This window comes from Embleya sp. NPDC050493 (assembly GCF_044458105.1).
Taxonomy (GTDB): domain Bacteria; phylum Actinomycetota; class Actinomycetes; order Streptomycetales; family Streptomycetaceae; genus Embleya.
Window position 1 is genome coordinate 1 of the sequence record NZ_JBITHP010000022.1, and the last position, 15,999, is coordinate 15,999.

A 15,999-nucleotide genomic window follows, 5' to 3' on the forward strand; every position below is an offset into this window, starting at 1 on the left:
ACCTCGGTGGGGACGAACTCACCACCAACACCGACGGCTCCGGCCCGGTCGTCGGCACGCGCTACTACCCGACGGCGGGCGGAGCCACCGTCGTCCGCAGCGGCAACGGCGCACTGGTGTACATGACGGCCGACCACCACGGCACGCCGAGCAGCACCCTCGACGCGGCCACTCTCACGGCAACCCGCCGCCAGTCCAAGCCCTTCGGCGAGGCCCGCGGCCCGCGACCCACCCAGGCCAACGGCCAATGGCCCGACGACAAGGGCTTCCTCGGCAAGCCCATGGACGCCACCGGGTTGACCCACGTCGGAGCCCGCGAATACGACCCCGGCCTGGGCCGCTTCATCAGCGTCGACCCGATCATGGACCTGACCGACGCGCAACAGATGCACGGCTACACCTACAGCAACAACAACCCGCTGACGTTCAGTGACCCCTCAAGCCTAGATTACTGCCCAAGCACTGTATGCAAAGCACCCCTGCCGCCATACAACAACCCTGGACACGAGGGAGCGCCTGCGGAACGCAACGGCGGTGCCAGCAGCGCAGCGCCCACAACGCCCGTCAGTACCGGAGGTGGTCCGAAGGCGACCGGAACCGGCCGCGGGCAAGGGATATCACCAGAGCATGCGTCGATAATTGCGAGAGCCAATGTGATCATGAGACCTGAGATCTCCTGGAATTTCTGGAACTCTCTGTACTGGCAATTCGGCAGCGATAAAAATAGGTACGCGGATAGAAATCGGCTGCGACTCGACTGGATCAGAAATTATAATGGATTCATAGCGGGTGCGGCGTACGAGGAAGGTGTGCCCGAAGAGGTCTTGGCTGGTATTGCATATATGGAGATCGGAGGGCCTTCGAATATTATGAAGAGAATTATCTTCGTCCAAAAGGTGATTGCGCACGGGCATAACTTTTGTTTCGGGCAAATCCGTGCTATGGCTGTTCGAAAATCGTTTACATCAAAGGCGAGCGGTCGTGTACCGAGGAGGTTTCGTTGGTTGGCCAGGATTCGACGTCGGTGGGTGGAGCGCGGTCCGTGGGCTTGGTGTCGGGGGCGCTCGCGTGGGGAACAGCTGGCATCTGGCGGTCGACACACGAAAGCAACTATCCGTGGAATGTTTGGATTCCAATCGGTTATGGGGCGGTCAAAGGAGTTTTTCTCGGACTCGCGATGGGCTGGTGCGCCCTCTTGCTGACTCGAAAGTGGGGGTGTACCCGAGGGTTCATGGATTGGCGGATTTTCACTGTTGTGTTTCTGCTCGGCCTGTTGCCCGGGACATATCAGGATCTGACCGGCCCATCACCCCCTTTGGTTTATTCCGAGGATTCGACGCCAGACGATCAATGGTATTGGAAGGCCTTCACGACGGAATGGATCACGGGCACCGTTCTCCCAGCGTTTGGATGCGCTCTGGTCGTGGCGTCATTCGTAGCCTTCAGCGGTCGTTCATCGCGGAAGCGCCTGATGTCCTTCATTGGTGTTCTGGTGACTGGTGTGGGAGGCGTGCTGTTGATCCTTCTGCCGGCGCTGGCGTCTGCCGGCGCGCCTTCGCCCGAAGGCAATGGGCAACACGTCGATGAGAGCGCAATCACGGCGATGGGAGTGTCCTTTATCGGCCTGTGCCTCGTGTTGCGCAGCGTGATTGGGCTCATCTCTGCCGTGAAACGCAGGCGTCGGTCCCATGAGGTCTCACGAAGGCATGGCGAGAACGCTGTCGGCTCAGCCTGAGCCACCGAGGTGCGGAACGTTCCGCGACCAGTTGTTCCATGCCGGGCGGTGGTCCGCGTGGTGAGCGCCGAGCGGATCCGGTTCCCGATGTGGGCGCGTGTACATTGGCGCCATGGGGTCCGATGCCGTGAACGGCGGCCGGCCGCAGGCGAGTTCGTAGAGCATGCAGCCCAGCGCATACAGGTCGGCCCGGGCGCCGCCGGCTCGGGCGGTGAAGCGTTGGGCGCGATGTACGCCGGGGTTCCGACGACCCGGCTCGACCGTGTCGTGCGCGCCGCTTCGGTCGTCCTCGCGGAGGACGCGTGCCAGGGTCCATCTCGGCGACCAGTTCCACGACAACGAATACCCGTGCCGTGGGACTCGAGTCCGAGGTCGTGGACGGTGACGATGCCCGGATGATTGAGCGCATCGGCCGTGCGGGCCTCGCGTAAGAGTCCCTGCGGATCGCCCCCGCCGCCCGACGGCAGGGCCTTCACCGCCACGGGCCGAGTCATCCGGACATCGACCGCCGCCCACACTTCCTCTTGCCGCCCCGGCCCAGCAGCTCCACAAGCTCGAAACGTCCGGCCAGCACACGTCCGATTGCCAAACCCGCCCCGTGTCTTGTCGATGCCTCCGGCACCACGGACACCCTTGCGCCAACGCCGATGCGCCGTGAGTGCCTCCGATCCCGGCCCGGCACTGCGGCACCACCGGCGGCGGGCGGTATCCAGAACGCGACAGCGTCATAGCGCCACCCCGCGCGATGGGCGGCGCCGAGTCGTGCGAGGGCGGTGGCTGCGATGGGCAGGCCTCGTTGGCCGGCCTCGTCAGCCAGTCTTATCGGCCGCGGTGGCGGACGGGGTCGAGTCTGGGGAAGTGGGCCAGGCCGGCGTCCGGTGGGCGTGCCCGGCGGGTGCCGGCGCGGCCTTGCCGGTCGGCGGCTGACGTACGTGTGCCGCCTCCGGGCGGTCGCGATGGGCGGGACCGGGCGGAGGCGGCGTGGTTTGCGGGGCGGGCGGGAGGGGGTCCCGCCCGTCTGCGCGGGCGTCAGCCGACCGGTGCCTCGGTGCGGGGCTCGTCGGTCTGGGGCTCGGTGGGGCGGATGGTTTCGGTGGGCGGGTTGGCGGTGTGGCGTGCCCACAGGTAGTAGAGGGCCGATGTGACGACGAGGCCGACGATCCAGGAGATGTCCGCGCCGTCGAGCTTCTTGGTGATCGCGCCGGTGTAGAGCTTGGTGGCCAGGAACGGGATCTGCACGACCACGCCCACGACGTAGCAGGTCAGGGCGGTGAGGTTCCAGCGGCCGTAGCGACCGTTGGGGTCGTACAGCGCGGGGATGTCGACGCGTTCGCGCGAGATGAGGTAGTAGTCGACGAGGTTGATCGCGCTCCACGGAGTGAAGACCATCAGGAGCAGCAGGACGAAGTTCTTGAAGTTGGTCAGGAAGTCGGCGCTGGCTGCCATCGCGATGACCACCGAGACCGCGGTGAATCCGATGATGTACGCCGCGCGGGCGGCCTGCGAGATCCGCGACCGGCCGTCGAACGCCGTCACGATCGTCAGGATCGACATGAAGCCGCCGTACGCGTTCAGGCAGTTGACGGTCAGCTTGCCGACCACGATCACCAGGTAGATGAGGAACGCCAGGAACGCGGGGCCCGCCAGATCGCCGAGGAAGCCGACCTGGTCCGGCAGGAACGCCTTGCCCGCGACGGCCGCGGTGAGCGCGCCCAGCGTCATGGCGATCTGCGAACCGACCACGGAGCCCGCGAACGTCGACCAGAACGTCGCGCGCTGGCTGGTGTCGCGCGGCAGGTAGCGCGAGTAGTCGGCGACGTACGGGCCGAAGGTGAGCTGCCATCCGGCGCCGAGGCCGACGGCGAGCAGGAAGGTCGCGGAGTCGAAGCCCTTCTCGCCCACGTGCGCGCCGACGTCGTACTGCGTGAACAGGCGGATCATCAGGTAGCCGAGGCCGAGCACGCCGACGACGGTTGCGATGCGGCCGGCGAGGTGGATCAGCCGGTAGCCGGTGACCGCCACCACCGCGGTCAGCGCACCGAAGATCAGGATGCCGACCTTGGCGTTGTCGATGTGCAGCATCTCGCAGACCGCCTGACCGGCCAGGACGGTGCCGGTCGCGGCGAAGCCGAGGTACATCAGGATCACCAGCAGCAGCGGCAGGACCGCACCGTAGACGCCGAACTGCGCCCGACTGGAGATCATCTGCGGGACCCCGAGTCGCGGCCCCTGCGCCGAGTGCAAGGCCATGACGGCGCCGCCCAGCACGTTGCCGATGAGCAGGGCGAATATGGCCCACAGCGCGTCGGCGCCGAAGACCACCGCCAAGGCGCCGTCGACGATCGCGGTGACCTGCATGTTGGCGCCGAACCACAGGGTGAACTGGCTGAGCGGCGTACCGTGCCGCTCGGCGTCGGGGATCACCTCGATGGTGCGGCGTTCCACCACGAGGCCCCCCTCGGAGGCTGGCTCGATCGGCATGCTCGTGACTCCCAAGGCGTAGCGGCGATCACGCCGAACTTGTCTGGTCTGGGTCTGTGTTTGTGTCTGTGTCTGTGTCTGTGTCTGTGCGCCGAATCTGGCATGGAGATGAACAGACCGCAAGATCATGAATGAAGAATTTCATTTCCCGGACACCGAACCCCTCCGTCGCGGAGGAGCGGGAACCGGCCACGTCGGCCACGTCGGCCACGCCGACCACGCCGGCTCCGGCGGCCGCACGGATCATGTCGACCACGTCGGTCACACCGGCCACGTCAGCCGCAACGCCGCACCGCTCGCAACGCCGGCGCGGCCCGCAGGCGTCTCCGCGGGTCGGCCCAGGTGGTTCGGGTCGACGGAGCAAAGGCCGAGCGTCGGCGGCGTGCGCTTGGATTGGGCGTATGACCGTTCATGACGTTGCGCGAGCTCTTCCCGACATCCCGGTGCTTCGGGACGTCTGTTGGTCGATGGCCATGGTGGAAGCGGTGCTGAACCCGGACGGCGAGCGGTACTACTCGTTCAGCGCCACGTGGTCGGAGTCGCAGGAGACGGCGTCGATGCGCAACGGCTCCGGTGACGAGTTCGACATCGTCTTCTCGTCGGCGGGGGCGTACATCCGGGGCTTCGACCACGAGTCCCCGATGAGCCCTTACGTTGACGACGAGCCGTGGCCGGGCGTGGTGGATTCGGTTCCCGAGGTGTTCCACGACTGCGTCACGGAGCCGGCCTTCATGTTCGACGACATGCCGGCCGTGACCGTGTGCATGTGGCGCGAGGCCGGGGACGACCGGTGGCGGGCGGGGGAGATCGATTTTCCCGAGGGGCATGCGGACCCCGACGGCGCCGGTTGGCTCTTCCGGTTGTTGACCGACCCGACGCCCGAGGCCTTCCAAGATTTCGCCGAGGACTACTACGAAACCGCGGTGGACATCGACGCGGTGCGCCACATGTACGCCCACCGACCGCTTCGCCGGGACACGGTCCGCGCCCTGAACGCCACCGCCTCCTGGGCGTCCGTGGCGGAGGCGGCCGCCGCGATCGGGTACCCCGTCGAAGGGGACCCCGGACCGGGAGCCGACACGGCTACTACGAAAACGGCCGATGGCGACGCACGGACCGCCGTGCCAACCGACGGGTGAAGTTTCGCCCCGAGCCCGAGCCTGCGCCCGAGCCCGAGCCCGGGCCTGAGCCCGAGTACCGCCAACCCTGAAGCCTGCGGCCCCGACGGAATGCGTCCGTCGGGGCCGGGATGCCGGTCATGGGACGGCCTTCGCCGGGGACGCCTTTGCTTGCGGAGGACCGTGGTGAGGAAGCGCCGGACGAGAGCGGCGGGGGCCGAGCCGGCCCGTCCGGCGGTCGGCCGGCCGGTAGGCCGTGAGGACGATCAGGGATGCACCGTCCAGTGGTGGTTCTGTGCGGCCCGGGTGAAGGTCAGCGACGGGCACAGGAAGTCGCTGCCGCGCGGGTTGGTGCTGGTCCAGGGCGAGTCGGTGGAGGTCGCGAGCTGCCACGTGCCGCCCCTGCGGAGCTTGATGTCGGCGCTGTCGAACGCCGTATTGCGCGCCTCGGTGCAGAAGTAGCCCTTGCCGGTGGCGGAGTTGACCGTGGCGTAGATCTCGAAGATGTCCCAGCCGTGGTTGAGCGCGCTCTGGTCGGTGCCGGACGAGCGGAACAGCAACTCCCAGGCCTGCGTGCGGTGGTTGTACAGGTAGGACGACCACGCGTTCCCCGAGGTCGCGTCCTTGCTCAACTGCACGCTGTAGGAAGAGATTCCGTTGGCGGTGGTGGTGTACTTCGCCAGGAAGTCGGCGTTCACCTTCAGGGTCTTGGCGGGGCCGCTCTGGCCGCACCAGTCCCACGCCCATATTTCGGCGCCCAGGCTCCAGTAGGCGGTGACCACCTCCATGCACGAGTTCTGTGCCTTGGTGGTCGGGGCGTAGGTGAAGTTCTGCGAGTTGCTCACCCGGTACGAGGGGTCCACGCTGTGCGTCGCGGTGATGCCGTCGTGAGTGCCCGGCTGCGGGAAGACGCCCCAGAAGTTGTGCGTAGGCGCGAGGTTTGCGCTTGCGCCCGCGCCGGCGGTCGCGGCGCCGTCCGGCGCGCCCGCGGAGTCGCCGGAGAGCGTCGCGCGCAGTTTGGCACGCTGCTCGACGAAGGCCGCAACCGCCTTGTCCCGTCCGGGAGTCGGCGTGTCGGATGGATCCTGCGCAACGACCCCCCGATGCGGCGCGGTGGGCGACGGAACGGCGCCGGGTCGCGGCGAGCCCGTCGCGCCGGCGGGTCCGGCTGGGCCCAGCGTGACGAGCGCGACGAGTGTGGTGACCAGGACGGTCACCAGGCCGATGGGTAACGAGCGAGGGCGTGGACGGGCGCGGCGGGACATGCGTCTCCTCGGGAGGGGCGGAAGTGGCGTGGAACCGGAGGACGGGCGCCGCCGCGGAGTCCGAACCAACCACCGTCGAGCGGGACGTTCTCGTACAGCTCCGGTCGGACGGCACCAAAGTAGCCGGTGGTCCCGCTCCGGGGTAATCACATCTGCCGATAACATCGCACGAGCCGGACGCCGCAAGTGTGTTCGCGTGCACGGCAATTGGCGGCGCGCGAAGACGGCCTCGGCTTCGGAAAACTGCCTCGAAAGGTGCCGGTTCCGACCGCCGGGTGGGATGGTTGTGGCGTGACCGTACCGCCGGCCCCGGGGCTCCCGACCCCCTTGCCCGGGCCCGCACATGCGAGGCTGCGGTCCTTGGCGGAGTAAGGCGTTGTATGGCGTTGGCCGGAGCGAACCAGGTCACCCGGCCGCCGCCGCTCCAAGACCAGCCGTGCGCGAGCCCAATATGCGCAGCAAACCCACAGCAGCGATCGTCAAGACCCGCCGGCGGGAGCCGCACCGGCCGCACTGGCGGGAGCCGCACCGGCCGCACCGGCCGCACCGACCCAGCGGTGATAGGCGTCCACGTCGACGTTGCTGCCGCACACGATGGTGACCACGTGGCGGCCCGCGAACCGGTCCCGGTCTTCGAGGATCGCCGCGATGCCGAGCGCGGCCGACGGTTCGACGACGAGGCCGGCATGGTCGAGAAGCATCCGCATACCGGCGATGATCGACGTCTCGCGGACCAGGACGGCATCGTCGGCGACCAGGAGGAGGTCGTCCAGGACGGCCGGGATGGGACGCCGACCGGCAACGCCGTCGGCGATGGTGTTCGTCGAATCGGTGGTGACGACGCGTCGCTCGCGCCACGAGTGGGTCATTGCCGGTGCGCCCAGCGGCTGGACGCAGATCACCTCGACTCCGGGCGCCATGGCCTTCACCACACGACCCACACCGGTGGCCAGTGCCCCGCCGCCGAGGGCGATCAGGACTGCGTCGAACGTCGGTGTGGCGCGCACCAGTTCCAGGCCGACGGTCGCCGCGCCCTCGCAGGTCTCGATGTCCAGGCTGTCCTCGACCAGCCGGATCCCGTCGTTTCGCGCGAGGGCCGCCGCCCGTTCGCGCGCCATGTCGAAGTCGCCGTCCACCAGTTCCAACTTGGCGCCCAACGCACGGATGCGATCGAGCTTGGCCGCAGGTGCGAAGCGGGATGCCACGACGGTGACGTCGAGCCCGCGCCCGCGCCCGGACCAGGCGAGGGCCTGTCCGAGGTTGCCCGCACTGGCACACACCACCGCTCGCTCGCCACTGTCAGCAAGCCGGCTCGCGATCACCTCGGTGCCGCGGCCCTTGAAACTGCGGACCGGGTTCGCCGTTTCCAACTTGATGCTCACCGCGCACCCGAGGCCGGGCTCCAGCGCCTCGCACCGATACAGCGGAGTGTCGAGAAAAATCGGGTCGATCGCCCGCCGAGCCGCCCGGATCCGATCAATGTCGAGACGCGTCTTCCGCACGACACAGCAGCGTAGTCCCGCCGGCGTGAGTAAGCGCCGCACCCTGTCGAGGAGTTGAGCCTCTTCCTCGCGCCGCCTCTTCGCCCCGGTGCCGGTCCGAGCACTCTCCCGGGCAGCCGACCCGACTGCACAGACGATGCCTCATCGTGTCCGGGAGAGAGCCCACGCGCCATAAATCCTGGTCCGGGCGAACGGTTTGCCCACGAAACCCGGCCGCCGACGACGACCGAGATGACGACCTCCACATTCGCCTGCGCGTGCCGCGGCGTGAAACCCGTCGCCGCGAGCGTCACCGCACGCGTGCCAGTCGGGCGGCCACGATCGGGATCACGGCGGCCGCGACGACCAGATGCGAGGCAGCGAGGACGAGTTGCGTGGACAGGGCGACGTGGGGGACGGCGAAGGGCAGGCCCAGCGAGGCGATTACGACGATCGTCGTGGTCACCGCGTAGGTGCGCCCCGGTCGCTTCGCCCACCGGGCGAGCCCGAGCGCGAGGATTACGCCCGCGAGGGCCCACATGGCGGTGAAGCCCACGAAGCCCCCGGTCGGGATCGGTTCCGCCTCGCCCGATGCCGCACCGATGTCCAACGACACCCCGGACGCCCGGACGATGCCCTCGTAGACCCCGGCCACCGCCATTCCCGCCAGGGAAGCGAACGCGAGCGCTCTGCCGATGCCCGCCGTCGCGCTGCCCCGCTTTTCGCGAACCGAAGTAGCCGGTCGAACACCGGGGTTGATGGTCGTGCTCATGATGCGTCCTCCGAGAAGCGGATGTCGTCGTGCTGTCGAAGGGTTGGACTGCCGCCTACCGCAAAACTCATCGCCGCCGCCGTCTCGCGCCCCCCGACCAAGGCGCCCGCCGCACAGCGGTCGGAGACCCGCGCCGGGCCCGCCCGCGAAGCCCCGGGATCTCGCGGCGGCCCCGGCACGGCGCGGCTACCTGCTCGCGTGCGCTCGCGCGAGGGCGACACGAACGCGTCGCCAACCGTCGCCAACGCGTCGCCAACTCCGAGCCGAAACAGCGCCCTCCGCCGCCGCTCGACGCCGCTCGGCGTCGGCCCATGCCGGGGCCGTGCGGGTGGGTGGCTGTCGGTGTGGTTCAGGGTTGCCGGATGGGCATGTTTCCGGCCTGGGTGCGCAGGCCGTCGGGGGTGACGATGTCGATGACGCGGTAGGCGGTGGTTACCGTCCCGGCTCGGCGTTGTTCGCGAAAGAAGTTCTCCACCGATGCGCGGGAGGCGCCGACGGCGTCCGCGATGTCGGTCTGGGAGAAGCCGGAGATCCGGACGCCGTCCCCCGCCTTTTCGCCGAGGAAGTCGGCGAGGAAGCACAGGTATCGGGCGATCCGCACGGACGTGTTGCCCTGCCGCACGTGAACGTTGACGAACAGGTCGAGTTTCTCCCGTTCGGCCATCGAACGGGCAAGCGCCGCCATCGCACGAGGACGTTCGCCCAGGAGTGCGACGAATCCACGCCGGGAGATGGAGACCAGCACGCTGGACTGCACACCGTGGACGGTGATGTTACCGCCCGTCGGGTCGAAAACCGCCGATGATTCGAGAATATCGCCCGCCGTACGCAGCCTCGTGTGGAAAGGGCTCCCGGCGAACGGAGCCTCCTTCAGAATTCCCCGCAGGAGGATCGTCACCGTGCGTTCCGAGAACAGGTTCTCCGACCCTCCCTTTTCGAGGCGGTGCACCAGCGCCATGGACAACAGCGCCTCACGATGGACTCGATCGAGGCATCCGAAGAAGCTGTGCGGGGGATAGTGCATGCGCGAGTACACCAAGGGGGCCGTGATCCGCGCCTCGGTATCGGGGACCTGCCGCCGGGGCCTGGGCAAGAGCCTGACACCCGTCATGGCACGGCGGGGACGTCGCCCGGGGCGGACGCCCGGACCCCGGTCGCGGGCGACTCCGACACGGGCGACACCATCCGCGGGGACACGGCCTGGGTAGGGGCGACAGGGGACCCGGACGACGATGCCGGGGAGCCCGCGAGCGCCGCGTAGATCACCGCCGGTACCACTCCCGCGAACGCGGTGATGGCCGCTATCACCGCGACCAGACGCCCCGGCGCGGCCGCGCTCAACCGACGGACCGCATACGCGATCAGCGCCGACAATGCGAAAACGATCAGGACGACGCAAAATAACGTCGCGAAACTTTCAGACATTCTCTTCCTCATTCACCCGAGCTCTGGGACACGAAAGCGTCGGCGCCTTGGTAGGAGGCAGACGCAATTCGTGGCGGACAGCTTACGCTGCCATGTGAGTGATTACCAAGGCAACTCGAACGGCCCCTGACCTGCGTATTCCTCCACGAGTGCGGACCGATTCCCTAGATTCAGGGAGTTCCCGGCCGTGCTTCGCGTTATCGTGTACACGCTGACGTTGACCTCATTCGCCCGAGCTCGGCCCAGCAGCCCGGTCGACCCGCGGGGGTGGTAGCCCGCCGAACACCGACCGGGCGGTGAGCCCCCGTCGGCCGTCGGCCGGTGGGGGCTCACCCGTTCGGGGAGAGCGCGACCGGCGACGTGAGGTACGTGCGATCGAACGCGTCACACCGTTCATCGAACCCGCGCCGCCCACCCGCCGCCACTCCCTCGTACGAACGCGGACGGTCGCGGACGACCGTGGACGACCGCAGACGTCCCCGAACGACCGCAGACGTCCCCGGACGACGCTACTTTGAGTCCTCGCACGATCGCGGACCGCCGGCAACACGGGTGAACCTGGGGGAGAAACGAATGACCGCCCGCGAGCGCAACGAGCCACCCCGGACGGTCGTGGAAGACCTCACGCCCGTCCGCGACTTCGCGAATTGGCTCACCCTCGTCCGCTTGCACAGCGGCGCCCCGTCCTACGACGAGATCTGCCGCCGCTGCAAGAAGGCCGGCGTCGACATACCCAAGAGCACCCTCGGCGACGGCCTCACCGGCCGCCGCCTGCTCAGCCGCGAACGCGCCCTCGCCGTCGTCCGCGCGTGCGGCGGCAGCCAAGCCCTTCTCGCCGAATGCCGCAGCCGCTGGACCCTCGCCAAACAGGGCCGGATCACCAGAACCCCGGCCGAAGGCACACCCGCCGACGGCCTGCGCGACGCCGACCCCATCGACATCCCGCTCGGCGCCCACCACCGCCGCGCCGGCGTCACCTGCCACATCGCCCAACACGGCGAATGGCAGATCGTCCGGCTCAGCGGCGACTGGGACGGCCAGGTCATGCCCGCCGTCCGCCCCCACCTCGAAGGCGCCGTCGCCGACACCCGACACCCGCACATCGTCATCGACCTGTCCGACGTGACCTTCATGGACAGCAGCGTCCTCGGCGGCCTGGTCTACGTCCTCCAGACCATGCGTCTGCGCGGCGCCGTCCTGCGCCTGGTCTCCGGAATGGGCGCCGAGAACCTCGCCCGTATGGGCAAAGTCCTGATTGTCACCGGCCTCAACCAGATTCTCCCCGTCTACCCCACCCTCGAAATCGCGCTCTCGCCCCTGTCCACCCTCGACAACCCCACGATTCCCCACGACCAGGCGGCTCTCCCGGAGCTCAAGGAAACGCCGGCGGCGACCATCCTCGAAGGCACGATCGTCCCCACACCGCGCTCGTCGCTCGGCCGGCGAGATGAGCCCCCGGCCTGAATGCTCCGAACCGAGGCGAGCCGGGCCGGGCCGGGGCGAACAGCCTGGAACGAACAGGCCGGTGCGGGCCGGTGGAGGGTGAACAGGCCGGCGCGGGCCGGGCTCGTACCGCACGTCGCCACTCGCCGAGCGATTCTTCCCCGAACGCTGCCCGCATCGTGGCGAACGCCCGTGTCTCCGGCCCGCCGGTGAGCAATCCCGCAGCGCCCGCCCACCCGAGCACCGCCTTGCGCATCATGCTCGACGCATGAGTCCCGTACGGTCGCCCGGAGTCGCCGTTGACGCGCGGGTCGGGGCCGCTCGATAGTCGAGTTTGTCCCGCTCATCCGGCAGCCGGGTCGCACGTGACAGGAGCGGTCGTGTCCTGGAACCAGCAGCACAACGCACCACAGCACGCTCCGCCTCCGGACCGGCCACCGCGCTACGGGTAATGCGGCGACGCGGTCGCGTAGTCGAGTCGGAAGCCGTTGTCGGCCGGTGCGCCGGTCGGGGTGTAGCAGGCCAGGTACATGAGCACGTCGTCCTTGGCGCCGTAGTCGTTGCGGAGCACCGTGGTGCAGTACCCGCCGCCGGTGGCCGTCAGGTGCGCGTAGCTGGTCATGTATCCGACGGACAGGCGCAGGGTGTAGCGGCCGGTCGCGGTGCGGGTCACGGTTGCCGTGCCCGGCCGGGACATCCACGATCCGACGACCGTCGGCGCGGCGGAACCGGGTGCGTCGGCGACGGTGAGGTGCACCGTGTGCGGGACCCGGGCGTCGTCGAGCAGGCTCTGTCGGCCGGTGTGGCTCAGCGTGAACGCGGTGTCGGCCGGCGCGCCGGTGTGCGTGGTGCAGGACACCGAAGCGGTGCCCCCGGACAACGCGACGACCGCGCAGTGCCGCGCCGTCGTACCGATCGGCGAGACCTGCACGGACTCCGTGTCCGCCGCGACCGCCACCGCGTAGCGGCCGGTACCGGTGCGGGTCACCGCGCCGGTGTTCTGTCGGGACGCGGCGGCCGGGAGTTGGCGGGCGGCGGTCGGCTCGCCGGCGTACACGTAGCCGCGCGAACCCGTCTGTCCATACGGGCCGTTCCGGTCGCCGGCGAGGAACAGTCCGGTGAACGGGATGTCGGCGCGGGTGCCGGTACGGTCGAAACAGGCGACCTCGATCCTCTCGTCGGCGCCCTCCTGCCACCATCGAACCGGCTGGCAGGACACGCCGTTCGCGGCGTAGTCGGAGACCGCCACATGGGCGATGCCGCCGGGCGCGCCGCTTTCCGGGAGGATCACCACATGCCGGCCGACGTCGAGGTGCGTGACGCGTACCGTCTTGACGGCGGGCGGATTGCCGAGCCGCCAGATGCCGTAGGTCCAGTTCGGCTCGTGGCTGTCCGGGCGCTGCGGGGTCGGCGACAGTTCGCGCGTGGTACCGATCGGGTCGTCGGCGTAGCGGACCATCCAGAAGCCCCAGACCGCCGGCACGGGGGGACCGCCCGTTTCGGTGCCGGGACCGGGGCCGGGACCGGAGCCGGTTTGGCCGCCGGTGCCGGGGGTGGTGCCGGCACCGCTCTGACCGGTGCCGGTGCGGGCGTCGGGTTCGGACCCGGTTCCGGTCCCGGTCCCGGCCCCGGAGCCGGTTCCGCTGGGAACTCCACCCGGCAGAGCGGCCGTTGTGTCCTGCCCGCCCGGGGGCGACGTGCCGTCCGGCGAGGAGGTATCGCCGGGAAGCGGTACTCCGGAGGCATCCGTCGGGGTGGGGCTCGACGGTGCGGGTCCGTCCGCTATCGGATTCGCCGCCGGGCCGGGGCCCGTACCGCCGGGGGCCGCCGAGGCGCCGGGGGAGGGCCGGGCGGACGGTGTGTGCGCGGATTCGGGCGATACGGCCAACAGGGTCAGGGCGGCCGCCGTGGCCAGGGCGACGACGGCGCCGCCGACGCGTACCGCCATGGGGTTCTCGCCGGCGAGCCGGGAGGCGGTGTTCACCATCGGCGCGACGCCGGGAACGCGCAGCAACTGCTGTAGAACCGCGTCACGTACGACGCGGGTCGTGGTGACCAGGGGCCGGGCGACGGCGTCCAGGGCCGGACGTACGTTCCGCACGATCTCGCCGAACCGACCGCCCGGATCGGCCGTTGCGGGCGCCGCGGCGGTCATCGACGCGGCGAACTCCGGTGTCGCGGCGGGCGCCACCGAGGCTGCCTCGGCCGTGGCCGCGGGACGACCCGTCCACCAGGCCACCGCCGCGCGCCGCCGCTCGTCCTCGTCCTCCGCGCCGTGCCGAGCCGCCGCCAACGCCAGGCCCGGGCCGAGCACCCAGGTGCGCTGGAGCACGGCGTCCCTGGCCACGGCGGAACAGTTCGCACACGACTTCGCGTGCGTCCCGAGCGCCCGATACTCCGCCCGAGTCGGCACCAGGCCGGACCCGGCTTCCTCGGCGACGAACAATCTGGCGAGCGCCGGGACTTCAGCCGCCTCGGAGCAGGAGCGCACCGCGCGGGCCGCCGCCAACAGCCCCACCCGCTCGCGTACCTTCTTCAGGCCGCGGCTCAGTTCGCGGTCGACCCTGATCCGGGACCACCCCAGACGGGCGGCGAGTTCGGCGCCCTTGACCGGGCGCATCTCGGCGAGCGTGTGGTCCAAGTGTGCGCTCACCACCACGCGTTGGGTCTGCGACAGCGCGTCGGTCGCGGTGTAGATCGCGGCGAACGCCTGAGACTTGCCGTACGCGTCACCGAGATCGGCATCCCACGCGCCTGCCCCCGAGCCGGCCACGCCCTTCGAGCCCGGTGTCTCCTCCTCGAACGACCGGTCCGCGACGCGTTGGCGCGCCTTCAGTTCCGCCATCCACACGTGCTTGGCGATGCCCCACAACCACCGGTCGACGCCCCGATCCGGTTTCAGGTCACGGGCGATGCCGTCCAGCGCCCGGACGAACACCTCACTGACGCAGTCGTCGGCCTCGGCCGCCGAGGGCAGCCGCGCCCGGAACCAGCGCACCATCGCGTCGTGGTGACGCTCGTACAACGCGATCCGCGCAGCCTCGTCCCCATCCCGCAACCGCTGCCACATGTCGTCCGGGTCCAGGGCCGGGTCCGAGTCCCGGTCCAACTCCAACGGATCCGGGTCCGGGTCCGGGCCCGAGTCCCGGTCCAACTCCAAGTCCAGGTCCGGGCCCAGATCCCCGTCGCGGTTCAGGTCAGCCACCGAACGCGCGCCCGCAGCATCCGAGTCGGCGTCGTCGACCGATGGCGCGACCGGGCCTTCGGGGCCGTGCGGGAGGTGCGACGCCCCCCGATCCGACGGCAGGTCGTCCGGCAGCTCCCCGGGCGGGTCCGGTCGGGTCTGTGTCATGACACCCTCCGCAATGGCGACGCGGCTCTGTCACACGGAACGTGGCCCGAGGGGCACAGATCTCTCCACTCTTCGCGCGACGATTATCCGCCGGCGGCCGACCGTAGGTCCCGGAAAGCGTCCGTCGCGGCAAAACTCACGAAATCGGACCTCGAAAAGTGGAGAGATTTCGCCGCGCCCGACCACGTCTCGGGCAAGCGGACCACTCCCGGTGGCCGCTCACCGGCTCACTCCGGTGTACACCGAAGGAAACACACCATGCGCGAGCACTCGCATTCCTTCCTCGTGGCGAGGGAACTCGTCATGATCATCGGCCCGTTCGTCATCATCCTGATCGCCCTGCGGGTCAACTACCTGCGCAGGGCCGGGATCCGTACGACCGGCACCGCCGTTTCCTCCCGCCTCGAGCGCCGCACCCGGCGCAGCGCCGACCCCGACCGCACCCGCGACGACGTCTACTACGTGCACGTGACCACCGTCGACTACGGCGACCACAACGGCCATCGGCACCGCTGCACGGTCGACGGCCGCTACCGCACCGGCTCGTCCGTCCCGCTGGTCTACACCCCGCGCCGGCCACACCGCGCCCAAGCCGAGTCGGCGGCATCCTACGGCCGCGTCTTCATGGCCATCCTCACCTACGTGATCCTGCTGGTCGGCCTCACCTACATCGCCGGCCAAGTCGACAACCAGGTCGACGACTTCTGCGCACCCCTCACCCCCGATGCCCGCACATTCCACGACTGCCCCTGAAGCCCGCCCAGATCTCTCCCCATCCCGCCACAGGGCCGACCCGGGCTCGGCGCCCCAACCTCGAATCGGCCCTGCGGTGGCGGACCCGAGATCGTGGTGCGGTGGGAGCGGGTCGTCACGGTGACCCCCCTGCCCGAGGCCCCGCCCCGCCACACGTTGCGCGACATCGGCTTC

12 protein-coding genes are annotated in these 15,999 nt (G+C 69.4%); 5 read left to right on the plus strand and 7 right to left on the minus strand.

The window, feature by feature from the left end:
- Positions 1 to 1,202: RHS repeat domain-containing protein (locus ACIBM5_RS32940; protein WP_396010278.1), on the plus strand; the 1,202-nt coding region annotated here is incomplete at its 5' end.
- A gap of 29 nt (positions 1,203 to 1,231) precedes the next feature.
- Complete coding sequence (locus ACIBM5_RS32945) at positions 1,232 to 1,735, plus strand: hypothetical protein (RefSeq protein WP_396010279.1); 504 nt, start codon at positions 1,232 to 1,234, stop codon at positions 1,733 to 1,735.
- A 1,029-nt stretch (positions 1,736 to 2,764) separates the two neighbouring features.
- Here the strand turns inward: ACIBM5_RS32945 and ACIBM5_RS32950 are convergent.
- On the minus strand, positions 2,765 to 4,216 hold the full coding sequence (locus ACIBM5_RS32950; protein WP_396010280.1) for a purine-cytosine permease family protein: 1,452 nt from the start codon (positions 4,214 to 4,216) through the stop codon (positions 2,765 to 2,767).
- Positions 4,217 to 4,617: 401 nt separating this feature from the next.
- Here ACIBM5_RS32950 and ACIBM5_RS32955 point away from each other — a divergent pair, with 401 nt between their 5' ends.
- The gene (locus ACIBM5_RS32955) at positions 4,618 to 5,355 is read left to right on the plus strand and encodes a hypothetical protein (protein WP_396010281.1); all 738 of its coding nucleotides are present in this window, start codon (positions 4,618 to 4,620) and stop codon (positions 5,353 to 5,355) included.
- A gap of 245 nt (positions 5,356 to 5,600) precedes the next feature.
- On the opposite strand, the gene ACIBM5_RS32960 is transcribed toward ACIBM5_RS32955, so the two are convergent.
- The 5 genes from ACIBM5_RS32960 to ACIBM5_RS32980 form a co-directional block, all read right to left on the minus strand.
- Positions 5,601 to 6,599, minus strand: coding sequence for a carbohydrate-binding protein (locus ACIBM5_RS32960; RefSeq protein ID WP_396010282.1), 999 nt, complete (start codon positions 6,597 to 6,599; stop codon positions 5,601 to 5,603).
- A 479-nt stretch (positions 6,600 to 7,078) separates the two neighbouring features.
- Entirely contained in the window at positions 7,079 to 8,101 is a 1,023-nt protein-coding gene (locus tag ACIBM5_RS32965; protein ID WP_396010283.1) for a threonine/serine dehydratase, read from the minus strand.
- 289 nt (positions 8,102 to 8,390) lie between these two features.
- On the minus strand, positions 8,391 to 8,852 hold the full coding sequence (locus ACIBM5_RS32970; RefSeq protein ID WP_396010284.1) for a DUF6069 family protein: 462 nt from the start codon (positions 8,850 to 8,852) through the stop codon (positions 8,391 to 8,393).
- A gap of 349 nt (positions 8,853 to 9,201) precedes the next feature.
- Entirely contained in the window at positions 9,202 to 9,609 is a 408-nt protein-coding gene (locus ACIBM5_RS32975; protein WP_396010285.1) for a Crp/Fnr family transcriptional regulator, read from the minus strand.
- Positions 9,610 to 9,959: 350 nt separating this feature from the next.
- Positions 9,960 to 10,277 carry a hypothetical protein gene (locus ACIBM5_RS32980; protein WP_396010287.1) on the minus strand — a complete coding sequence of 106 codons (318 nt, stop codon included), beginning with the start codon at positions 10,275 to 10,277 and terminating at the stop codon, positions 9,960 to 9,962.
- Between the two features lie 573 nt (positions 10,278 to 10,850).
- On the opposite strand from ACIBM5_RS32980, the gene ACIBM5_RS32985 reads away from it, so the two are divergent.
- Positions 10,851 to 11,741, plus strand: a complete 891-nt coding sequence (locus ACIBM5_RS32985; protein ID WP_396010289.1) for an STAS domain-containing protein — start codon at positions 10,851 to 10,853, stop codon at positions 11,739 to 11,741.
- Between the two features lie 421 nt (positions 11,742 to 12,162).
- On the opposite strand, the gene ACIBM5_RS32990 is transcribed toward ACIBM5_RS32985, so the two are convergent.
- Complete coding sequence (locus ACIBM5_RS32990) at positions 12,163 to 15,072, minus strand: sigma-70 family RNA polymerase sigma factor (RefSeq protein WP_396010290.1); 2,910 nt, start codon at positions 15,070 to 15,072, stop codon at positions 12,163 to 12,165.
- A 258-nt stretch (positions 15,073 to 15,330) separates the two neighbouring features.
- On the opposite strand from ACIBM5_RS32990, the gene ACIBM5_RS32995 reads away from it, so the two are divergent.
- Positions 15,331 to 15,825: a DUF3592 domain-containing protein gene (locus tag ACIBM5_RS32995; protein ID WP_396010291.1), complete on the plus strand. Its 495-nt coding sequence runs from the start codon at positions 15,331 to 15,333 to the stop codon at positions 15,823 to 15,825.
- Positions 15,826 to 15,999 lie beyond the last annotated feature (174 nt).